Origin of the sequence: Myxococcus sp. RHSTA-1-4 (assembly GCF_020037125.1) — a bacterium.
Taxonomy (GTDB): domain Bacteria; phylum Myxococcota; class Myxococcia; order Myxococcales; family Myxococcaceae; genus Myxococcus.
Map to the genome: position 1 here is coordinate 28,519 of NZ_JAIQDG010000015.1, position 21,447 is coordinate 49,965.

Below are 21,447 nucleotides of genomic sequence, written 5' to 3' on the forward strand. Positions count from 1 at the left end.
CTCTCCTTGCTGGATGCCGCGCGGGCGCCAGTGGCACATCGCGGGGACATCGCGCTTTACATGATTTCCTCGCTCGCGTGTGACAAGTGGATTCTTCTGTCAGGACGGGCGGCCTGAGTCGTCCCGGCCGGTACGATGCCTTTCATGGACCATGGAATCAGGGAGCCCGAGCGTCTGGGTGCGGCCCGGCTGCCCGATGGGCGGATGCTGGGGTGGGCACAGTGGGGGCCGGAGGACGGGACACCCGTGCTGTTCTTTTCCGGCGCCGCGATGGGACGCAGCCTCGGCTTCGGTGCGGACGTCCTCGCCCGGCTGGGAGTTCGGCTCATCTCGGTGGACCGTCCGGGGCTGGGCGCCTCCAGCCCCGCCCCGGCGCGAACGCTGAATGACTGGGTGGCCGACATCCGGCACCTCGCCTCGGCCCTGGCGCTGCCCGGCTTCGGAGTCGTGGGGTTCTCCATGGGCGCGCCTTTCGCGCTGGCCTGTGCGGCGGCCGGACTTCCGCGCGCGGTGGCGGTGGTGTCGGGGCAGGACGACCTCAACCACCCAGACCTCGCGGGCCTGTTGCACCCCGACGTCGCGGGCATGTTGCGAGCCGTCGCGGGGGACCCGGTGGGATTCGAGGCGTCATTCGCCGGCATGGCGAACGCGGACCTGCTGTGGAAGCTGATTACGGAGACGAGCTCCAGTGCAGACCTCGCCGTCTACACCTCCCCGCGCTTCGAGGCGGCCTTCCGGCAGGCGCTCCGCGAGGGCTTCTCCCAGGGGGCACAGGGGTATGCCCACGACCTGATTCTGGCCATGGGACGCTGGCCCTTCGACGTCGCCAGCATCCGGGGCCCCGTCGACCTCTGGTACGGCGGGCTCGACACCAGCATCGTCCACTCGCCCGACCACGGTGGCGTGCTGTCACGCCGCATTCCCACCGCGCGCAGGCACCTGCTCCGAGACGCCGGTGGGTCGCTGCTGTGGACGCATGCCGGGGACATCCTGGAGTCGCTGCTGCCGCCGTGCCGCCAGCCGGGCAGCGGCAGAAGTTAACCGGGCTCCCCGAAGATGGTTAGCTCCGCACCCGTGCCATGGGCACACAGGAGCCAACATGAAGCTGATTTCGAGCAGTGCCATCGTGACGGGAGCAGGGCAGGGCATCGGACTGGGAATCGCCTCGCGCCTCATGCGGGACGGGGCCAACGTCCTCCTCTTCGGGCGGACCCCGGAGAAGGTGGAGGCGGCCGCCGCGGAGCTCAACCGGTCGATGGAGGGGCGCACGCGTGCCGTGGCCTTCGCGGGCGACGTGATTCGCGCGGAGGACATCGCGCGGGCCATCGAGGTCGCCACGCGTGAGTTCGGCCTGCCGGGCATCCTGGTGAACAACGCCGGGACGGCGACCCTCCGCCCGATGCTCGAGCTGCCGGAGGCGGAGTTCGACCAGGTCCTGGACATCAACCTGAAGGGGCCCTTCCTCTTCACCCAGGCGCTCGCGAAGGCGCTCGTCGCCGCGAAGCAGCCGGGCTCCATTGTCAACATCTCCTCGTTGAACCAGACGGCCGTGACGGACGGGCTTGCCCACTACTGCGCCTCCAAGGGGGGCCTCGCGAACTTCTCGAAGGTCGCGGCCTCGGAGCTGGGGCGGTACGGCATCCGGGTGAATGTCGTGGCTCCGGGAGCCATCCGCACCCCGCTGGCCGAGGGGGCCGGACTCATGCAGGGCGCCATGGCGCGGGAGTTCCTCGCCCACACGCCGCTGGGCAAGCAGTGTGGCGAGCCGGAGGACGTGGCGAAGGTGGTGTCGTTCCTCTGCAGTGACCTCGCGTCGTGGATGACCGGCGACACCCTCGCGGTCGACGGTGGCAATCACATCCGCGGGCTGCACAGCTACGCGGACACGCTGGGCCTCACCCGGCCCGTGGAAGGCTGAGCCGGCCGCCAGGGCCAGTCGCCCTTCACCCGCGAAACCAGACTGGAGCTGCCAGGGCACCCGGTCTGGATTCGCTATTCCCGGCCCCGGACTCGGGTTCGAGTCTCGGGGCACGGGTCAATCCATTGCATCCGCGACGTGACCTGGACGTCCCACGAGCACCGGTGCGGGTGTCAGGACCAGGCCGTCGAACACGCCGTAGGCATAGGCCGCGGCGAAGGCGTACGCCCCCACGAGGTACGTCACGTTGAGCGTCCTCGCCGTCCCCGCGTCCTTCGCGCTGTAGCGCCCGTCCGGTCCGCGCAGCGACAGCGTGGTGCCGAGCGAGGCCGCCGAGAGCGCGAGCCCCAATCCCTGCGCCACCGCGAGCACGGTTCCCTTGCGCGGCTGCCCCTGCTTGAAGTGCCCCACGCCGAAGGGCGCCAGGTACCACGCGCGCGACAGGGGAGGGTGGACCGCTTCCGCCATGCCCTCTCGCGCGACCGGGGGCGCGATGGGCGTGGCCGGAGGCTCCACGCGGGGGCGGCGCTCGGCGGCGAGCTCCGCGATGCGCGTCCGGTGCTCGGTCCGCGCGCGCACCACGAAGGCGAGGAAGTCCGGTGGGTACAGCAGCGGGTCCAGCACCGTGTCTTCGCGCACGGCCAGCCCGCGCACGACCTCGTCCTCCGCGCGCGCCAGCTCCTCCTGCGCGTGATAGGTGGCCGCCAGCAACAGGTGGGCCTCCGCCTCCAGCGCGTCGCCGTCCAGCCGCAGTGGGTAGAGCAGGGACTCCAGCTCGGTGCGGGCCCGGGACAGGTCGCCGGACTGGTAGGCCTCGCGGACCGTGTCCAGAGGGGAGGCCGCGAGCACCAGCGCCAGCAGGGCCGCGCCCATCATGGTGTCACCTCCAGCGCCACCTCGGCGCGGCGGCCCGCGACCACGTCCACCTCGCGCTGCAAGGGCGGTGCGCCCGCCTGGCGTGCCGTCACGGTGTGCCGCCCGTGCTCCACCGCCACGGGCCCCGCGAGCGGCGCGGTGCCCAGCTCCCGCCCGTCGACGAAGACGCGAGCGCCCTCCGGCGCCTGGATGAACAGCTCCGCCTTGCGCACCACCAGGACCACATCGCGAGACACCGTCTCGCCCGGCGCGAGAGTCACCTCCTGCTCCACCGCGTCGCAGAGCGGGTTGGCGAAGCGCAGCCGGTAGGTTCCGGCGGGGAGCGAGAGCTCGCGCACGCGGGGCGTGTAGCCCCGGCTCTCTCCGTTCACGAAGACCTCCGCCCACGGCCGCGCCGTCACGCGCAGCGTGGCGTGGCGCGCCGGTTCGACGGTGGGGAGGGCTCGCGGCGGCTCGGGCTCGGACGGCCGGACGGGAGGCTTCGCTTCAACGGAGAGGGGCTCGGAACGAGGTGGCCTTCCTCCTCCTGGGCTCGGGCCCCGCTCACTCGCGGGCACGGTCGTGCTCGCGGCGCTCCCGGCTGGAATGGCGGTGGCCGCCCCGCTGGGCGCACCGGTCACCTCGACGGGGCGGGGGAGCGCCGTGCCATCTCCTCCACTCGTACCGGCCACGTCGACGCGGGGCGTGCCGCCGACCACCACCGGGGTGGGGCTCGCGTCTCGCACGGGCGCCGATTCCCACGGCCGCCACGCCACCGCCACCCCGGCCACGAGTGCCGCACCCGCGGCCACGGCCTTCCAGCCCCGCCGCCGTGGCCGCTCGCGCAGCAGCGCCATCACCTCGGCGGAGCCCGGCTCCAGCGCCAGCGCCGCGTTGAGCACCCGGGCCGCCCGGCTCCCCTCGCCCCGCGCGAGCAGCCCGCGTCCCTCCTCCAGCAGCCGCTCGAAGCGCGCCCGCCGCCACCGCGTGACACAGGCCTCGGGAGCGAGGAAGAACTCCCGCGCCACCTCGGCCGGTGGTCCCACCAGCCGGGTGAGCAGCTCCGCCAGCTCCGTATCCAGCGCGGCGCCATTCTCCGGCCGGTCCCCGGGCTCCCTCGCCAGGCAGCGCGCCACCAGCGCCGCGAGGGGCGCGGGCACGCCTGGCACCCGCTCCGTCAGCGAGGGCGCGTCGCGCGTCATCACCTCCGCGATGAGGTGCGCGGCACCCCGGCCCGCGTGCGGCGTCGTGCCCGTGAGCAGCTCGAACAGGATGATGCCCACCGCGTACACATCCGAGGCCGGGGAGAAGGCGCCGGTGTCGATGCGCTCGGGCGCCATGTAGGGCAGGGAGCCCGTCACCGCGCCGGTGCTGGTGAGCCGCTCCTGGTCCTCCAGCGCGGCGAGCCCGAAGTCCGCCAGCTTCAGCGGCCCCCCCGCCGCCACCAGCACGTTGTCCGGCTTCACGTCGCGGTGGACGATGCCTCGCGCGTGTGCCGCCGCGAGCGCACGGGCCAGCTCCCAGGCCAGTACCACCGCGGCCTCTGGGGGCACGGGCGCCAGCCGCCCCGCCAGGGTGCGCAGGTCCTCGCCGCGCACCCACTCGCAGACCAGGAATGGCCCGTGCGTCTCGTCCTCTCCGTAGTCGTGAATCTCCAGCACGTTGGGGTGCTTGAGCGAAGCGGCCAGCTCGGCCTCGCGGCGGAACCGCTCCGCGCGGCCCGCGCCGCCTCCCGGGTGCATCCGCTTCAGCGCCACCGGGCGGGACAGCCGCTCGTCCATGGCCAGGAAGACCGTGGCCATGCCTCCCCGCCCCAGCTCCCGTTCGAGGCGGTAGCGGCCCGCAAGCACTTCACCCGTCATCACCGGGGCATTCTCGGGGAGCGGCCCCCCCGCGAGCAACCCATGCCTGCTACAGCCGGCAGGCGCTCGTGCCACCCACCTGCTCGCAGGACCCCTGCGCTCCCCCCGGGCAGTCCCTGTCGAGCCGGCAGGGCTGGCGGCAGCGGAGCACGTCCCCCGACGGCAGGCACACGCCGCAGCGGTTGCAGTCCAGCGAGTTGTCGCAGGTCAGCCCCAGCGTCTCGGGCACCCCGGTGCAGGCCTCCACGCACACCTCGTCCGGGGCGCACCGGTAACCCGGTCTACAAGTGTTTCCCAGATTCGGATTGCACGACTCCTCGCACCGCTGGCGCTCCGGGGGGCAGAAGGTGAACCCGGGGCACTCGAAGTCGTCGTCACAGGCCTCGCCGAGCCGCGGCCCCGGGACACAGCGGGAGTGGTCGCATCGTGTTCCGGCCGGGCACTCGAAGTCCGTCTCGCATGCCAGCGCGCAGGCTCCGTCCGCGCAGGTGGCTCCGGCGGTGGCGCAGTCACAGGCTCGCGCGCAGCGGCCTCCCAGTGAGACGGTGCCCTGGCACCCCGCGTCCGTGCCACCGTCCACGCCCCCATCGGAGCCCGGGGCCTCCGGCACGCACGCGCTGAGGGGCCCGCCCCGGTTGGGGACCGCGCCGCACGTGTACCCGGGCCGCGTGCACGCCCCGCCACAGGCCCGCAGGCAACGGCCCACGTCCCGCGCGCACACGCTTCCTTCCGGGCAGCCCTGTCCCTCCGAGCACTCCAGCAGGCAGTACCCGCCCGGAAAGCCCGCGCCACAGGTGAGGCCCGGGCCGCATTCCGAAGCCGAGCCACAGGCGTCGCCCACCCGCGCCGCGTCCACGCGCACGCACCCGCCCCGCACGCAGGCTTCACCGGTGGCGCAGGGCGCGGACTCGTCGCAACGGACGCGGATGTCGAGCGGGCAGCCGGCCGCGACGAGGAGGGCCAGCGCGGGCAGCAGGAGTAGGAGGAGGCGGCGCATCACGAAGGCTCGGGCCACTCTACGCTGGCGGGGGCGGAAGGGCAGCCCCCGCCAGCGGCCGTGCCTCTCGGACTACATGCAGACGCCCATCATCCCCGGCGCCGTCATGCACTGCCCGCTGGCGCAGTGGGCATTCTCGGTGCACGGGAACCCGAAGGAGCCAGGGCTGCAGAAGCCCAGCACGGCGTTGGTGAAGGGCTTCACGCAGCTCCACTGCGACGGGCAGTTCGAGTTGTCACGGCAGGCGCCCTGCATGCAGAAGCGGCCCTTGTTGGGGATGTAGCCGTCGTTGCACACGGCGCCGCCCTGGCCGGTGGGGCACACCCCATCCTGCGGGCACGGCGGGAAGCTGGCGCAGTAGGGCTGCTGGGCGCCTGCGTCATCCGGGTCCATGCACACCGAGTACTTGTCGCAGCCGTCGTTGAAGTCGGAGGTGTTCGCCTTGCAGGACGGCGGGTTCTCGGGCGGACGCAGGCTGCACAGGCCCTCCATGCAGCGCTGGTTGCTCGCGCACTGGCTGTCCGAGGTGCACCCGCTCACCGTCTTCTTCTTGCAGTAGGCGACGGCGGCCCCCGTGTCCTCCAGGTCGCAGTACTGGTCCGCCGCGCAGTTGGCGTCCGACTGGCAGCCGATGGCGCACAGCCCGTTGAAGCAGAACTGCCCCGAGGGACAGGCGTTCCTGGCGCTGCACAGGATTTCCGCCTGCGTGTTGGGGTCCTTCGGTCCGTTGTTCCCGTCGCCGTCGTCCCCGCCGTCGCTGGAGTTGCCACAGCCCACCACCGCCAGCGCCAGGAAGAGGCTCATCACCACGTGCTTCATGTCGGTCATCTCCGTGAGTTTCGGTTCCCATCGCGGCGGCCATCCGCCGTCGCGCGACGGGAGGCCCCATCGCAACGGGCGTGCCGGGTGGCGTGTGGCGCGCGAAGTCCTTCGATTCCACGGGGTTGCGCGGCCCCCCGGGGCTCGCGGGGGAAGGGGCGCCGGGGAAACGTGCCAGGACTGGCACGGTCTCGAGCCCTCCCGAGGAGGCGGCGTGTCAGTCCCCTTCGCCCAGGTAGCGGAACAGGGAGCGCAGGCCGATGCCCAGCGCCGCGGCCGCGTCCTTCTTGCTGCCGCCACAGCGGGCGATGGCCTCCCGCACGTAGCGCTGGACGAAGGCCTCGCGCGCCTCCTCCAGCGGAACCATGGGCGTGGCGTCTCCGCCCAGCTCCAGGTCCTCGGGGCCCAGCAGCTCGCCCGGCGCCAGCACCGCCGCGCGCCTCACCCGTGAGACCAGCTCGCGCACGTTTCCGGGGAACGGGTGGCCTCGCAGTGCCTCCGCCGCCTTCTGCGTGAAGCCCCGGGCCTTGCGCCCTTCCTGCGCCAGCACGTGATGGGCGATGAGGAGCGCGTCGTCATCCCGCTCGCGCAGCGGAGGCACCTCCACGCGCACCTCTTCCAACCGGTACCGCAGGTCGGCCCGGAAGGCGCCCCGTTGGACGGCCTCCTCCAGGGACGCATGCGTGGCGGACACCACGCGCACGTCCACCTTGCGCGGCGAGTGTTCGCCCAGCCGGGTCACCTCGCGCTCCTGCACCACGCGCAGCAGCCGTGTCTGGAGCGCCAGCGGCATGTCTCCAATCTCGTCCAGGAAGAGGGTGCCTCCGTCGGCCGCCTCCACCAGCCCCATCCGGTCCGTGCCCGCGCCGGAGAAGGCTCCGCGCGCGTGGCCGAAGAGCTCGCGCTCGATGAGGTTCTCCGGCAGTGCCGCGCAGTTGATGGCCACCAGCCGCCCGCGCCGTCCGCTGCGGCGGTGGAGCGCCCTGGCCACCAGCTCCTTTCCCGTCCCCGTCTCCCCCTGGATGAGGACGTTGAGCGGGGTGGGCCCCAGCCGCTCCACCTGCCGGTAGAGGGCGCGCATGGCCGGCGACTCACCGATGAGTCCCTCGAAGGTGGCCGCCTCGATGCGCCGGGTGAGCCCCTCCACCTGTGCGCGAAGTTCCGTCAGCTCCCGGCGGGTGGCCAGCAGCAACGCCGTCAGGGAGGACAGCGCCATCGCCTCCTCCAACTCCGCCGCCGTGAAGGGTGGGGCGCCCGGGCGCCGGCCCAGGTACACCACCGACAGCGGGGCGGGCTCCACGCGCAGCGGAAGCACCAGCGCCGAGGACAGGCGCAGTGCTTCCACGCTGGGGGCCCGCGCCAGCGCCGCGTCCGCTCCCACGTCCGCCACCCGCACCGGAGCGCCCGAGGTCAGCACCCGGTCCACCAGGCTGTCCACCACGGCCGCCTCCGGCACCGGTCCGGTGGAGCACAGCACGCGCCGCGCGCCCTCCCGTGAATCCGCCGCGACCAGGAAGCCCACGTCCGCCGCCACCACCTCGGCGAGGCCGCGCATCGCCGTCTCCAGCAATTCCATGGGCGGCCGCTGCACCAGGAGCCGTGACGCGAGCTCCGTCAGGACCGTCACCAGCCGCCCCTGCTCTCCTCGTGGCGCGAGGGGGTGGGACGCGCCGGTGCCCGCCGCTTCCGGGGCCTCATGGGACGGAGGCTCGGCGAGTTCCAGCTCCACGCTCCCCACGCGGAACCGGTCCCCGGGTTCCAGTGGCGCCAGGTCCACGCGCCGGCCGCGAACGCGGACGTCACAGCCCTTGCCGGCCGGAGACACGCTCCAGCCGCGTGAGTCCCGGAACAGGAGCGCATGGCTGGGCTTCACGCCGGGCGCGGCGAGGACCGCATCGCAGGTGGAATCGGAGCCGACGGAGATGACCGGCTTGTCCAGCGGGAGTCGGCGGCCGTCGGGAAGGACGAGGACCTGGGGCATGGCGGCGGAGGAGGTGCGGTGTGCCGTCCGCATATCAGGAATGCGGCGGCCGGGTGTCAGGACGCATGGGGCCGCCGTCCATTCAAGATGGGTCCGCCTTGGGGCCGTCGCCTCGTGTTCCCAACGGAGAAAGCACCGCCCCGTTCCTGGCGGTGCTGGGCGTGGCGCACGCCGTGGACTCGCAGCGGCGCGCCAGGGAAAACGAGGTCAGGCAACCGATATCAAGGAATGGGAGTCGCGGCCGTGGGGCTGGACTGCTGCTGCCGCTGCTTCAGCGCCGCCTCCTCCTTGGTGATTGCCTCACCCTTTTCCAGCAGTTCCTGCTCCTTCTTTGCGAGAGCGGCCCGCTCGGCAAGCTCTTTCTCGAACCGCTCCAGCGCATTCTTGCGCTCCTCGAGTGCAGCGGCTCGCTGGGCGGCGATACGAGCCTCAAACTGCTTCCGCTCCAGCGCGAGCGCCTCTTGGCCATCCTGAAGGGCCTTTTCTTGAGCCAGCTTTGCCCGCCGGTCCGCGAGGGCCTTCTCGCGGGCGCTGATATCCTGGCGCTCATCGAGTTCTCGCTCCCGAGCCGCAAGCTCACCTTCCTTCTTCTTCAGCTGCGCCTCCGCATCTCCAAGGGAAGACAGGTCAAAGGCGCCACCCACGCTCACGCTGGGCAGGAACTGTCCGTTGGTCAGCCCGGCAACTCGCCCCATCAACAAGGGAAAGCGCACACCGAAGGAAACCTCATTGAGCTGCCCGAAGAGTCCCGCCTCGAAACCAACGTAGAGACGCTGAGGACTACCCAATGCCTCGCGAAGGAAATCCTGGTCCGACCACGCGTTCCCAAGGATGCTGCGGCCCGTGACGCCCACATGGGTGAGGAGCCGCAGCGAGTTCTTCCCGGCCTGTTTCGTGACTCTCATGCTGAACCCTAACGAGGTGGCCATGACCAGCACGCCGCGTGTTTGCTCCGCACGGCCCGTACCCGTATCGGCCGCGAGCCTCCAATCGGCGGCTCCGAGAATCACCTCGGTGTACCCTCCCCAGACAGACGCAGTGCGTTCGAAGAGCCACCCGTCGTACTTGACGTGGGCGGACCAAGATGATGATTCGGGGGACAGCGTGAACCGCGCAAGCTCAGCGCGGCCCGTCAGGCCGTACGCCTCCGAGCCGCGGCTCAGGCCAATGGCGAGCTGCGAGAGGTCCCCTCGGGTGCGAAGCAGCGATACGCTGAAGGCGGCCCGGCCATCGGCGGCCTCCCGGAGTTCCCCATAGCCGCTGCCGAGCAGCTGCCATTCGCCCACGTCGTCAGTGCCGCCCTCTTCTGAGTTCTCCGCCCTGGCTTTGGCTTCCGCCGTGAGTCTACGGACTTGATCCACGCTCGGAGCTGGCAATGGAGCTTGTGCCCAGGAGGCGGTCCCCAAACACAGGGCCACCGTGAATACGAAACGCTTCAACATACAATTCCCCCCTTCTTGAGTAGGAAAATACCTTTCCTATAGAGATGCCAGATTGGCAGATGTGATTTGGATTGAACACCCTCCTCACCTGCGATTCATCTCCAGGGCCTGACTACCACTGGGGAGGTATGGGTGGGGGAGGCCGGCCTCGGTTACGAAGGGCCTCCATGGGTTCCTTCACCCTCCGCATCCTTCCCGCGGTGCTGCTTCTCCTCGGCGCCTGCGATTACTCGCTGGACGGTGCATCGGGCGCCTGCTCCGACACGAATTGCGCCAACTACACCTCGCAGACGGCGGCCCAGGCCGCGTTCGACGCCGACCCGGAGTGCCGGGATGACCTGGATGCGGATGATGATGGGATTGCCTGCGAGGAGCCCGGCAACAGCGTGAGGACGTGTTCCTCCACGTCCGCTTGCGGGTGCTCGAACAAGAACAAGGACGTCTGCGGGGGGGACCCGTGCTGCCGGTGGGTTGTTGGCTCGGGCTGCGGCTGCCGTTAGCGGCCCGGTCGCGCGCATTCTCGCGAATCTTCAGCCGGCCACCCGGCCGGCGCTCAAGGGGGGTACGACAATGACAGTGCGGTATGACGCCAACATCATTCGCGAGCACGCCGCTGCTCTCTACAGCCGGGCAGCTCGCATCGTCTTCATGACGGGATTCATCGGCTGCGTCTTCGGCGCCATCGCCGGGGGCGCTCTCGGCGCCTCGTCGGGTGGGAGCCGTGGAGTCTTCATGTTGCTCGGTGCGCTCTTCGGGACGTTGGTCGGAGTGACCATCGGCCGAGGCCGGGCATTCGTTCTCCAGCTCCAGGCGCAGACGGCGCTCTGCCAGGTCGCCATCGAGGCGAACACCCGCAGGGCGGCGGATGCCGCCGCTGAGGCCTCGCGCCCGGTGCCTTCGGGCCACATCGCGCAGGTGGGGTGACCGCCAAGGTGGGTTCGATTGCCAGGGTCATCCGCGTGCGAGGCGGGGGCGGGCAACGCCCGCGAGCTTGAGCGCGAAGATGCCAAGCACGAAGAGGGACTGGGCCGCGACGAGCGCGACGCCGAGGCCGGACATCCGGGGGCCGTACGCCACGAGGAGCGCGACGCTGCCCAGCACCCACGCGCCGTCGACCGCGAGGTGCACTCGCGCGGCACGCGGGGGAACCGATGGCTGGGCCCCCGTCCACGCATTGAATCCGGCCCAGGGCACCAGGAACAGCCCCACGCCAGGCAGGAAGGCCGGGGGCAGGGGCCAGCCGGCGAGCGTGGTGAGCGGCGAGGCCCAGAGCAGGAGGGCCGCGCCCATGGAGATGGCGGCAAGGGCATCGAGGCGGTAGATGAAGCGGTGCGACATGCGGGGACCTTCCGGTGAGGGTGAGCCTCCGCAGATTCGAATGTGCCCGGAGCCCCCCGCAATGACCTCGGAGGGAAGTGCGTCGCCGCTCAGCCTCGGGTACCGGCCGGGAGGAGCCCACGATGCGTGACGGTGGCGACGGGAGCACGGAGGGCACCAGGCGCCCCACGGCGCGGCTGAAGGCGAAGTCCACGGCGGCTGCTGGTGGCGGGCTGGGCGCGCTGTTGAAGGACTGGCGCGCGCTGCGTGGCATGAGCCAGCTCCGCCTGGCGCTCGAAGCCGAGGTCTCCCCCCGTCACCTCGCGTTCATCGAATCGGGCCGGGCGGTCCCCAGCCAGGACATGGTGCTGCGGCTGGCGGACGCGCTGATGCTCGGGCTCCGGGAGCGCAACGTCCTGCTCGTGGCGGCAGGCCATGCGCCTCGGTTCGGCGAAGGCGCGTGGAACAGCGAGGAGCTGAAGGAGCTCCGGCGGGCGGCGTCGATGATGCTCGCGGCGCATGAGCCGTACCCCGCCCTCGTGCTCGACGCGGCATCGACGGTGCTCGACGCGAACACCGGCGCGCTCACGATGATGGGGGAGGGGCGCGACGCGCTCGGGCGCATCAACCTGATGGACCTGGTCTTCTCACCCGGCCGCGTCCGCTCGGCCATCGGGAACTGGTCCGAGGTGGCGGGCTTCCTGCTCCACCGGCTGCGGGAGAACGCCAGGCTACGCGGCCCCCGCTCCGAGGCCGCGCGCGTGCTGGAGCGCGTGCTCGCCTTCCCCGAGGCGCGTCACCTGCCGCCCATGCCGGGCGGCGCGGGCTCCGTGCTGGTGCCGTTGACCTTCACCGTCGACGGCGTCACCACGCACTGGTTCACGACGGTCACCACCTTCGGGGCGCCCCTCCACGCGCTGGCCGAGGAAATCACCATCGAGCAGTTCCACCCGCGCTGAGGGACGCCGGAATGCGCCGGGGAGGAAACATGCTCAGTCTCCCGCGACGGCGAGCTGCCAGTCCCCCTTGGACGTGATTCCCAGGCGCAGGCCGAGGTAGCCCGTCCCGCCGTCCTTGGCCTTCCAGTCATTCTCCGCGTTCGTGACGTGCACGGCGGGCCAGAAGTACAGGTCACCCTGCTTCGCACCGGGGAGGTTGAGCACCTGGACCATGCGTGCCAGCACGGGCTCTCCCTCCGCTTCCGCCTTCCGCCAGAACGCGACCGGGTCCTTGCCGCCATTGAAGCTGAACCGCAGGCCCTGGCCATTCTCATTGGCCAGCGCGCCCAGCGCCGCGTAGTCGCACGCCACGGCGGCGGTGATGATGGCGCGGCGCATGCGCTCCACGGCGGGAGGTGGGGGCGGAATCGGAATGTGCGTCTTCGCGCTCAGCGTGCCCGCCGAGCACGCCGCGCTCCCCGCGTCCGGCGAGGCGGTCTGCTCAGCCAGGGCTCCCGCGTCCGGCGCACCCGCATCCTCGACCGCGGCCACGGGAGGAGGCTCCGGAGTCAGGGCCCCGGCGTCGGGCACCTCGGCACTGGCGCGGGCCGCACCGGCATCCACTTCGGCGGCGGGGCCGGAGGGGCGCTCCGAGCAGGCACAGAGCGAGACAGCGACACAAGCGGACAGCAGCGCGGACCGGTTCATGGCGCGCCCGTTGTAGATCAGGGCACGCGGACGAGGCACCGGTTTCGGGCGCTCAGCCCCCGCCCTTCGGTGACTCGATGACGACGGCGAACGGGTCGAACGGCGTGTCGTCCCGCTTCTTCGGCTTGTTGTCGGGCATGCCCCACTCGCCAGTGGGGTGGTCCGGCCGCACGGAGGAGTACGGGTCGATCTTCACCGGCACCCCGAACACCTTCGGGTTCTTCTTCGGCTCCGCGGGCTTGCCGAAGTTGGACTGGCTGTCGTCGCTCATACCCCCAGTCTACCGCGACGGCCGTCCGCCTGCTTCCTGGCCCTCCCTCCGCGAGAAGCTTGGGCCTCGTCCCGGACGGGGCGATACTCCGCCCCCATGTGTGGCCGTGTCACCGTCCGGACCTCTCCTGATCAGCTCGTGGCCGAACTGGGCCTCGCCGGCATCCGCGCCGCCGTGGATCGCCCGCGCTACAACCTGTGTCCCACCCAGCAGATGCCCGTGGTCGTCAACGACGGCGCCCGCATGCTGGACGCCTTCCGCTGGGGCCTCATCCCCTCGTGGGCGAAGGACCCGAGCATCGGCAGCAAGCTCATCAACGCCCGTGGCGAGACGGTGGCGGAGAAGCCCAGCTTCCGCACCGCGCTCAAGAAGCGCCGCTGCCTGGTGCTCGTGGACGGCTGGTACGAGTGGAAGCAGTCCACGAAGCCGAAGACGCCGTACCACTTCCACCGCAAGGACGGGAAGGCCCTGGCCCTGGCCGGCCTGTGGGAGGAGTGGACGGCGCCGGACACCGGCGAGGTGCTCAACACCTGCACCATCATCACCACCGGCCCCAACGCGCTGATGGCGCCCATCCACGACCGGATGCCCGTCATCCTCGCGCCCCAGGCCCAGGAGCTGTGGCTGCGTCCCGAGCCGCAGGACCCGGCGGTGCTCCTGCCGCTGCTGGTGCCCTTCTCCGAGGACACGCTGGAGGCCTACGAGGTATCTCGCGTCGTCAACTCACCCACCAACGACATCCCCGCCTGCGCGGAGCGCGTGGCCGCCTGACATGAGCACGAACCCTTCGCTTCGAGAGCGCCTGCAGTGGTCCCTGGCGGACTTCGCCATCCGGTGGCTGGAGCGCCTGTTCGCGGCGGTGCACAGCCAGCTCGCCCATCTCCGGTGGCTCCGCCTGCGCCATCGGCTGTTCAAGCCCCGGCCCGGAGACATCTACATCGTCACCGCGCCCAAGGCGGGCACGACGTGGGCCCAGCAAATCGTCCACCAGCTCCTCACGGAGGGGCGCGGCGAGTTCGACCACGTCTATCAGGTGGCCCCCTACCTGGATGTGCTCGGTGAGCGGCGCGAGGCGGGGCGTTTCCTGGAAGCACTGCCCTCGCCGCGCGTCCTGAAGACGCACCTGAACCACGAGCACCTGCTCCCGCCCGCCGACAGCCGCATCCTCTACGTCACCCGCGACGCGTCCGACAGCCTGCTCTCGTACTTCCACCACCGGTGCCTGCGCGAGGGCTTCCACCTGGACTTCGACGCGTTCTTCCGCGGCATGCTGGCCCGCAACCCGTGGAGCGACCACCTGAAGTCCTGGTGGCCGCACCGCTCGGATCCGAACGTCCTCCATGTCCGCTACGAAGACCTGATTGCCGACCTGGAGGGTGGCATCCGCCGCATCGCGGCCTTCCTCGGCATTCCCATCCAGGAGGAGCGCATGCCGGACATCCTCCACAAGTGCGGCTTCGCGTACATGAAGCAGCACAACACGCGCTTCGACATCCGGCTGGGCTTCTACGACTCGACGGGCCCCGGGGGCGGCTTCATCCGGAAGGGCGTCGTCGGCGCGGGCCGCGCCGCGCTCAGCCCCGAGCAGCAGGCCGCGCTGGGCGCCGTGGTGGACCGGCTTCGCGGCAAGCTGGGCATCCGCGCGGCGGAACTGTGAAGCACGCGTCAGGAGCTCCAGGGCTTTCCGAGCATCCTTGTCTCCCAGGCCACCCTGGGAAGTAAGATTGTTCAGTACCTCGGGAAAAAGTGGCCGGGGCAGAAACCTTGGAAGACAAAACAACGATAATCGCCTCCAGCGGTGGGCCAGGGTCGGCCCTCCGTATTCCCCAGTGGAGGCGTACTAATGAAGGGTCTCTCGCGTTTCGGTGTCCTGAGTGCGTGTGTGCTCGCAACGGCTTGTGTCACGAAGGAGGAGCCCACGACGGCACCGACGGAGACCGGGTCTCCGGAGCAGGGCACGCAGTCGCTGTCCGCGAAGGCCGCTGAACGCTGCGGCACGCGCCAGCTCACGGACGACGAGGAGAAGCAGGTCAAGGAGCACCTCGCGAAGCACGCGGAGGCGGCGAGGAAGCCCGGGAGTGGCGGTGGGGCGTCCGTGACGGGCGGCACCATCAACGTCTACTTCCACGTCATCAACAAGGGCACCGGCGTCTCCAACGGCGACCTGACGTCGACGATGATCAACGACCAGATTGCCGTGCTCAACGACGCCTACGCGCCGTGGGGCTGGACCTTCAACCTGGTCCAGACGACCCGCACGACCAACAGCACCTGGTTCAACAACTGCGGCGACAGCACGGTGGAGACGGCGATGAAGACGGCGCTCCGCCAGGGCTCGGCGGACGACCTCAACATCTACAGCTGCAACCCGTCCGGCGGGCTGCTGGGCTGGGCGACCTTCCCGAGCTGGTACGCCAGCGCGCCCACGGACGACGGCGTGGTGCTGCTCTACTCGTCGGTGCCGGGCGGCTCGGCGGCCCCGTACAACCTGGGCGACACGGGCACGCACGAGGTCGGCCACTGGATGGGCCTGTACCACACGTTCCAGGGCGGCTGCTCCAAGACGGGCGACTCCGTGAGCGACACGCCCGCCGAGCAGAGCGCCGCGTTCGGCTGCCCCGCCAACCGCGACACGTGCCGCGGCACGGGCCTGGACCCCATCTACAACTTCATGGACTACACCGACGACGCCTGCATGGACCACTTCACCGCGGGCCAGGACGCGCGCATGGACCAGATGTTCAGCGCGTACCGCTACGGCAAGTAGTCGTGGGTTGAAGCGCTGAGCGCCACCGGGGGCCGGGCGTGTCCCCGGTGGCGCCCGTTGTACCCGTCCTCAGGTCACCGCCCCGGGGGCGTGCTCCTTCTGCCAGGCCAGGGGCGTCGTGCCACTCCAGCGCCGGAAGGCGCGGGTGAAGGCGCTGGGGTCGCTGAAGCCGAGCAGGAAGGCAATCTCGAAGTGGGCGAGCTGCCCGTCGCGCAGGAGCTGGAAGGCGCGCTCGCGGCGCACCTCGTCCTCGAGTCCCGCGAAGGACGCGCCTTCCTCACGCAGGCGGCGCTGCAGGGTGCGCTCGCTCACGGCAAGGCGCGAGGCCACCTCCGCCGGGCCCAGCTCTCCGGTGCGGGGCTGGGCCGCCAGCATCTCGGTGACGCGCTCCCGCCACGTGCGGCGCTCCGCCGCGTGTGCGCCGGCCAGCGCTGCCTCGGCGCGGGCGTGCAGGAGGTTGCCCAGGTCGATGTCCGCGTGCCGGATGGGGAGCGAGGGGATGGGCTCATCCGCCTCCATGACGTAGGCCCCGGCGTCGTACTCCGCGGCGATGCCGAGGAAGGACTCCACCTCGGACGAAGCCGCGTGACGTGGGTGCGCGAAGCGGAGCCTTTTCGGACTCCAGTGCGTGCCGGTGAGGGCACGGCCCGCGGCCACCATGCCGAGCATCAACCCCTCGGTGGGGTGCCGCAGCGCCACGGCCCAGGCGTCCTCGGGGTGGAGCCGCAGCTCCGTGCGCATTCCCGAGGGCGTGTCGGTGGTGTGCCACTCCGTGCGCGGGTCCAGCAGCGCGTTGACGCGGCAGTGCCGCACCAGGGCGGTGCGCAGGTCGGGGCTGTTGACGAGCACGTACCCCACCAGGCCGAAGTGGGTGGGCTCCAGGCACTCCGCCAGCCGCACGCCGAGCGGCTGGGAGCCGCCCACCGAGACGAGCAACTCCCAGACGCGGCGCAGCGCCTCGTACGACACGCGGGTGTCCGGGGCGGCCAGCCGCTCCTCCGTCTCTCCGGTGGCCTCCAGCAGGCGTGGCCGCGGAATGCCGAGCGACTCCCCCACGCGGAACAGCGTGCGGAAGATGGAAGACTGGAGCGACCGCGCGAGCATCGGGCATGGGCAGCATGGACCAGGGGCTTCGGGGCCGCAATCCGGCGTGGCGGCGGGGGACAACGGGTTGGCGGCCCGGGGCAATGCACCCGGCGTCCCTTCGCGCCATGTATCGCCGTGCAAGGAGACGCCGCCATGATGACCACCGCCATGCCCACGTCGAACACCACCGCCCCCCGAACCGCCTCCGGGCCCCGGGGCCACCTGCTCTTCGGCGTGCTGCCCGAGGCGCGCCGGGACGTGCTCGGCCTGCTGACGCGGACGGCTCGCGAGTACGGGGACGTGGCCCGCTACCGGCTCGGGCCCATCACCTCGCACCTCATCACGCACCCGGACGGCGTGCGCCACGTGCTGCAGGAGCACGTGAAGAACTACACCAAGGACCACTTCTCCTACCGGCTGGTCAGCCGCGTCGCGGGCAACGGGCTGCTCACGAGCCAGGGCTCCTTCTGGCTGCGGCAGCGGCGGCTGGCCCAGCCCGCCTTCCACCGGCAGCGCATCTCCGCGATGGCGGAGGCGATGACGCGGGCGACGGTGGAGATGCTGGAGCGCTGGGACGCGCACGCCGCGCGCGGTGAGCCGGTGCCGGTGGTGGAGGAGATGATGCGGCTGACGCTGACCATCGTCGCGGATGCCCTCTTCGGCACCTCGATGGGGGACAAGGCGGCGGAGGTGGGGGCCGCGTTCAACGTGCTGAGCGAGCAGACCACCACCCGCTTCCGCACGATGCGCCTGCTGCCTCCAGTGCTGCCCACCCGCTATGACCGCGAGTTCCGCGCCGCCGGACGCACGCTGCAGACCACCGTCATGGACATCATCTCCGAGCGGCGCCGGCGGAACGAGGACCGGGGCGACCTGCTCTCCATGTTCATGCTGGCGCGGGACGAGGACACCGGCGAGTCGATGACCGACGAGCAGCTCCGCGACGAGGTGCTCACGATGCTGGTGGCCGGCCATGAGACGACGGCCACGACGATGAGCTGGGTGTGGGCGCTGCTGGACCAGCACCCGCACGTGGAGGCGAAGCTGCACGCCGAGCTGGACGCGGTGCTGGGAGGCCGTCCACCCACGGCCGCGGACGTGCCCCGGCTGGGCTATACGCGCATGGTGGTGGAGGAGGCGATGCGGCTCTACCCGCCCGCGTACATCTTCAGCCGGGCCGTGAAGGAGGACGACGTCATCGGCGGCTTCCGGATTCCCGGGGGCACCACCGTGGACCTCAGCCCCTACGTCACCCACCGTCACCCCGGCTTCTGGGCGCGCCCGGAGGAGTTCCTCCCGGAGCGCTTCTCGCCCGAGGCCTCCGCGCAGCGCCCGCGCTACGCGTACTTCCCGTTCAGCGGCGGTCCGCGCCAGTGCATCGGCAATGGCTTCGCGATGATGGAGGCGCAGCTCATCCTCGCCACCGTGGCGCAGCGCTTCCGGCCGAGGCGTCTCCCCGGCCACGAGCTTACGCCCGAGCCGCTCATCACCCTGCGCCCCAGGGGGAGCCTGCCCATGCACCTGGAGCGGCGCGGGTCATGAGGCCACGCGCCTGGGGGCGCGCAGGTCGGTGATGGGCAGGGGGTGGCGCTGGCCCTGGGGGGAGACGAGCGCGGCGTTGAGGACGAAGTCCTGGCCCATGCGCAGCTCCAGGGTGGTGGGCCCCTTGTGGGTGGTGCGCCACTCCAGGTCGATGCGGACGGTGCCCAGCAGCTCGCGGTCCACGGTGGTGGCGTCGAGCGACTCGAAGAGGGCCACGGAGATGGGGCCGGGGATGAGGGGCAGCTCCAGGGTGATGGACTTCGTGGCGGGCACGGGGGTGTTGGCGGGGATGACCTCGTGCTGGGCGCCGCCCGGCACCATGATGCCAATGGACATGGGCACCACGTCCGCGAGCCCGGCGATGCCGCGCGCCAGGTTGCGCCCGAGGATGGCCGCGCCCACGCACACGCCCAGCTCCGGGTGGACCTCCTTCTCCGAGGACAGGCGCTTGAAGTGGGCGAGGCGCTGGCGGATGGCGGGCATGCGCGTCTGGCCGCCCACCAGCACCAGCTCGTCAATCTGGTCGGACCTGAGCTTCGCGCGCTCCAGCACGTCGTCGCAGGCGGACGCGGTGCGCTCGATGAGCTGGAACACCATCTCCTCGAGCTGCTGGCGGGTGAGGGTGTAGTCGAAGTCGATGAAGGCGCCGTCCTTCTGGGCGATGCAGGGCACGCGCAGCACGGTGGCGTCGCGCTGGCTGAGGGACATCTTCGCGGTCTCGGCGGCGAAGACGAGCCGCTGCATCACCACCTTGTTCCCGCGCAGGTCGATGCCGTGCTTGCGCTGGAAGTCCTCCGCCAGCATCTCCACGACGCGCTCGTCGAAGTTGGCGCCGCCGAGGAAGGCGTCGCCGCCGGTGGCCAGCACCTTCACCACGCGGTTCTGCACGGCGAGCAGGGTGGCGTCGAAGGTGCCGCCGCCGAGGTCGAAGATCATCACCGTCTGCTCGGGGTTGCGCAGGTTGGCGTAGTAGAGCGCGGCGGCGGTGGGCTCGTTGACGATGGCGCGCACCTGGAGGCCGGCCTGCTCGGCGGCCTGCCGCACCGCCTCGCGCTGGCGGATGCTGGCGTGGGCCGGCACGGTGAGCACGCACTCGCGGAAGGGCTCCCCGGCGGCATGGTTCGCCAGGGTGAGGATCTGCTTGATGATGAGGTGGGCAACCTCGGTCAGCGACGTCTGCTTCCCGTACATCGTCACGGCGGTGTAGCCGTCCGGGGCCTCGACCAGCTCGAAGGCGTACTTGTCCTTGTGCTGGGTGACGTACTCGGACTGGAAGCGGCGTCCCAGGAAGCGCTTGGCGCCGAAGACGGTATGGCGCGGGTCGTCGATGATCTGCCGCCGCGCGGCATGACCGACGATGGACTTGTCCGCCGCGTGGAACCACACCACGGAGGGCAGGGTGAAGCTCTTGTCCGTCACGGGCACGAGACGCAGCTTGCCCGCCTTGTCGAAGAAGGCCGCCGAGGTGTTCGTGGTCCCGAAGTCGATTCCGAGGATGGAGGCCGTGCTCATGCGGGCCGGAGTTTCCCACGTCCGGGAGCCCGCTTCAGCCCCTGAAGTGGTGGGCCCGGTCGCCTGCCGCCTCTTCACCTGGGGTCGAAGGCGGAGCGGCACGGAGAGGCCGGGCGAGGTGGGCAGGCCGCCCCGGTTGGTGGACGCAGCGGGGCTGCATCATTGCCGCGCTTGCACAGGCAGAGGCAGACACTCGGCGCTGGGACTCCTTCTGCATGCGGGCGCATTGGGGACCCGGCGAGCCGGCGCTCGAAGCCACAACCGCGCAGCTCGAGGCGGCGGGCCAGCAAGGCTGGGAACTCGTCACGGTCGATGAGGGGACCTACTGCATGAAGCGTCCCCTGCGCCAGGCACGCGCGCCCCTATTACGCGCCGCAGGTGGCGCCGCGGTTCACCCGCCCCCTCCCGTCAGGACCTGGGCTGCCACCACGGGGGCAGGAGGAGCAGGGCCAGCGCGCCGGAGCGGGGCGCGCGGCGTCAGCCGCCACGCTTCCCAGCCCGGAACTCGGTGGCCCATCGCTCCAGGGTGGCCGTCACCCCGCCGCCCTCGGCCTGTCGTGGCATGGCCGGGCTGCGTCGCGGTACCGGCGCCGGGGGCGCTCCCTCCGCGCTGGAGGGCAGTGTCTCCGGCCGGCCCTTCTTCCGGACCCACGCGCGCGGCGAGGCGCCGGTACGAGGCGCGTCGGCCGGCGGGGCGGCCTTCTCCGCCTCCGCCCGGCGTTTGCGCGAGAGGATGACGTCGGGGAGGCTGTGGGGCGCGGCGTCCTCCACCCACAAGCGGTGCAGGCGCCCGGTGGCCACCATGAGGCGCCGCTTCTGGTAGTGCGCGGCGCAGTACCCAAGGCTCCGCACCGGGTTGCGGCAGCCGATGACAGCGCAGGCCCGGGGCCGCGGCTCGGCGGCGGCAGGTGGCGCAACCTGCTCGGCCACCGGTGCGGTCCCGGCAGGGGCGCCCAGGCGCGCGTTGCGAGGGTGATGCCGCCCCCCAGACAGCCGAGCTGCAAGGCGCTCCAGGTCCGACGCCAGTCCGGAGAGAGACGCCTTCAGCGCGCTGCGGAGCGCATTCCGAAGGGACTCATCCAGCGACAGCGGGGCAGGGGACAGAGCGTCGGAGGCAGAGGGGCGAGGCCCCCGAGATGGAGTGGATCGACGGCGAAGGGGTCTGGGCATGTGGAGTGGCTTCGCTGCCGGGGTCGCGCGGACGCGGCGAACCGGAACGTGCGCTGATGGTTAACACGCCCCTTTCGTGGTGCACAGCCCTCGCCCATGAATGCTGGTGGCTGCTCGTCCGCCACCAGCAGCCGGGCCTTCACCGCCGCCCAGCAGTTCGCGGGCCACTCCACCCCCGCCGCCACCGCCACGTCCTACGCGGGCCGGGACGTGGAGCACCAGGCGAGCCGCGTCGCCGCGTTCCGTCTGGTGGACGCCCCGG

At 71.3% G+C, this 21,447-nt stretch carries 21 protein-coding genes; 9 read left to right on the forward strand and 12 right to left on the reverse strand.

Translation table 11 applies throughout. The features are described from left to right. Positions 1–144 precede the first annotated feature (144 nt). A complete protein-coding gene (locus K8638_RS20725; protein ID WP_223756299.1) occupies positions 145–1,041 on the forward strand; it encodes an alpha/beta fold hydrolase in 897 nt (298 codons plus the stop codon). 58 nt (positions 1,042–1,099) lie between these two features. Further along, the gene (locus K8638_RS20730) at positions 1,100–1,918 is read left to right on the forward strand and encodes an SDR family NAD(P)-dependent oxidoreductase (RefSeq protein ID WP_223756300.1); all 819 of its coding nucleotides are present in this window, start codon (positions 1,100–1,102) and stop codon (positions 1,916–1,918) included. 117 nt (positions 1,919–2,035) lie between these two features. Here K8638_RS20730 and K8638_RS20735 read toward each other — a convergent pair whose 3' ends face one another. From K8638_RS20735 to K8638_RS20770, 6 genes are all read right to left on the reverse strand, one after another. Beyond that, positions 2,036–2,794, reverse strand: coding sequence for a hypothetical protein (locus K8638_RS20735; RefSeq protein ID WP_223756301.1), 759 nt, complete (start codon positions 2,792–2,794; stop codon positions 2,036–2,038). After that, positions 2,791–4,635, reverse strand: a complete 1,845-nt coding sequence (locus K8638_RS20740) for a serine/threonine-protein kinase (protein ID WP_223756468.1) — start codon at positions 4,633–4,635, stop codon at positions 2,791–2,793. The genes K8638_RS20735 and K8638_RS20740 overlap by 4 nt, the downstream gene beginning before the upstream one ends. A gap of 49 nt (positions 4,636–4,684) precedes the next feature. Then, positions 4,685–5,632, reverse strand: coding sequence for a hypothetical protein (locus K8638_RS20745; RefSeq protein WP_223756302.1), 948 nt, complete (start codon positions 5,630–5,632; stop codon positions 4,685–4,687). A 72-nt stretch (positions 5,633–5,704) separates the two neighbouring features. Continuing rightward, positions 5,705–6,460, reverse strand: coding sequence for a Dickkopf N-terminal cysteine-rich domain-containing protein (locus tag K8638_RS20750; protein WP_223756303.1), 756 nt, complete (start codon positions 6,458–6,460; stop codon positions 5,705–5,707). Positions 6,461–6,668: 208 nt separating this feature from the next. Beyond that, complete coding sequence (locus K8638_RS20755; RefSeq protein ID WP_305071177.1) at positions 6,669–8,465, reverse strand: sigma 54-interacting transcriptional regulator; 1,797 nt, start codon at positions 8,463–8,465, stop codon at positions 6,669–6,671. 188 nt (positions 8,466–8,653) lie between these two features. Further along, positions 8,654–9,874 carry a hypothetical protein gene (locus tag K8638_RS20770; protein ID WP_223756304.1) on the reverse strand — a complete coding sequence of 407 codons (1,221 nt, stop codon included), beginning with the start codon at positions 9,872–9,874 and terminating at the stop codon, positions 8,654–8,656. A gap of 167 nt (positions 9,875–10,041) precedes the next feature. Here K8638_RS20770 and K8638_RS20775 point away from each other — a divergent pair, with 167 nt between their 5' ends. Together K8638_RS20775 and K8638_RS20780 are read left to right on the forward strand one after the other, a co-directional pair. Then, entirely contained in the window at positions 10,042–10,374 is a 333-nt protein-coding gene (locus K8638_RS20775) for a hypothetical protein (protein WP_223756305.1), read from the forward strand. A 70-nt stretch (positions 10,375–10,444) separates the two neighbouring features. Continuing rightward, positions 10,445–10,798 (forward strand): hypothetical protein, encoded by a 354-nt coding sequence (locus K8638_RS20780; RefSeq protein WP_223756306.1) that lies wholly within the window; start codon positions 10,445–10,447, stop codon positions 10,796–10,798. Positions 10,799–10,825: 27 nt separating this feature from the next. On the opposite strand, the gene K8638_RS20785 is transcribed toward K8638_RS20780, so the two are convergent. Beyond that, positions 10,826–11,212, reverse strand: coding sequence for a hypothetical protein (locus K8638_RS20785; protein ID WP_223756307.1), 387 nt, complete (start codon positions 11,210–11,212; stop codon positions 10,826–10,828). A gap of 122 nt (positions 11,213–11,334) precedes the next feature. Here K8638_RS20785 and K8638_RS20790 point away from each other — a divergent pair, with 122 nt between their 5' ends. Next, a complete protein-coding gene (locus K8638_RS20790) occupies positions 11,335–12,150 on the forward strand; it encodes a helix-turn-helix domain-containing protein (protein WP_223756308.1) in 816 nt (271 codons plus the stop codon). A gap of 33 nt (positions 12,151–12,183) precedes the next feature. On the opposite strand, the gene K8638_RS20795 is transcribed toward K8638_RS20790, so the two are convergent. Then, positions 12,184–12,837, reverse strand: a complete 654-nt coding sequence (locus K8638_RS20795) for a hypothetical protein (RefSeq protein ID WP_223756309.1) — start codon at positions 12,835–12,837, stop codon at positions 12,184–12,186. 52 nt (positions 12,838–12,889) lie between these two features. Continuing rightward, complete coding sequence (locus K8638_RS20800; RefSeq protein ID WP_223756310.1) at positions 12,890–13,108, reverse strand: hypothetical protein; 219 nt, start codon at positions 13,106–13,108, stop codon at positions 12,890–12,892. 96 nt (positions 13,109–13,204) lie between these two features. Here K8638_RS20800 and K8638_RS20805 point away from each other — a divergent pair, with 96 nt between their 5' ends. The 3 genes from K8638_RS20805 (at position 13,205) to K8638_RS20815 (ending at position 15,875) form a co-directional block, all read left to right on the forward strand. Continuing rightward, complete coding sequence (locus tag K8638_RS20805) at positions 13,205–13,879, forward strand: SOS response-associated peptidase (RefSeq protein WP_223756311.1); 675 nt, start codon at positions 13,205–13,207, stop codon at positions 13,877–13,879. A 1-nt stretch (position 13,880) separates the two neighbouring features. After that, a complete protein-coding gene (locus K8638_RS20810; protein ID WP_223756312.1) occupies positions 13,881–14,765 on the forward strand; it encodes a sulfotransferase domain-containing protein in 885 nt (294 codons plus the stop codon). A 225-nt stretch (positions 14,766–14,990) separates the two neighbouring features. Then, the gene (locus K8638_RS20815; RefSeq protein ID WP_223756313.1) at positions 14,991–15,875 is read left to right on the forward strand and encodes a zinc metalloprotease; all 885 of its coding nucleotides are present in this window, start codon (positions 14,991–14,993) and stop codon (positions 15,873–15,875) included. A gap of 69 nt (positions 15,876–15,944) precedes the next feature. On the opposite strand, the gene K8638_RS20820 is transcribed toward K8638_RS20815, so the two are convergent. Next, positions 15,945–16,979, reverse strand: coding sequence for an AraC family transcriptional regulator (locus K8638_RS20820; RefSeq protein WP_223756314.1), 1,035 nt, complete (start codon positions 16,977–16,979; stop codon positions 15,945–15,947). A gap of 135 nt (positions 16,980–17,114) precedes the next feature. On the opposite strand from K8638_RS20820, the gene K8638_RS20825 reads away from it, so the two are divergent. Continuing rightward, positions 17,115–18,503, forward strand: a complete 1,389-nt coding sequence (locus K8638_RS20825) for a cytochrome P450 (RefSeq protein WP_223756315.1) — start codon at positions 17,115–17,117, stop codon at positions 18,501–18,503. On the opposite strand, the gene K8638_RS20830 is transcribed toward K8638_RS20825, so the two are convergent. Both K8638_RS20830 and K8638_RS20835 read right to left on the reverse strand, forming a co-directional pair. Further along, a complete protein-coding gene (locus tag K8638_RS20830) occupies positions 18,498–20,015 on the reverse strand; it encodes an Hsp70 family protein (protein ID WP_223756316.1) in 1,518 nt (505 codons plus the stop codon). The genes K8638_RS20825 and K8638_RS20830 overlap by 6 nt on opposite strands. A gap of 477 nt (positions 20,016–20,492) precedes the next feature. Beyond that, positions 20,493–20,945: a cell wall protein gene (locus tag K8638_RS20835; RefSeq protein WP_223756317.1), complete on the reverse strand. Its 453-nt coding sequence runs from the start codon at positions 20,943–20,945 to the stop codon at positions 20,493–20,495. Positions 20,946–21,447 lie beyond the last annotated feature (502 nt).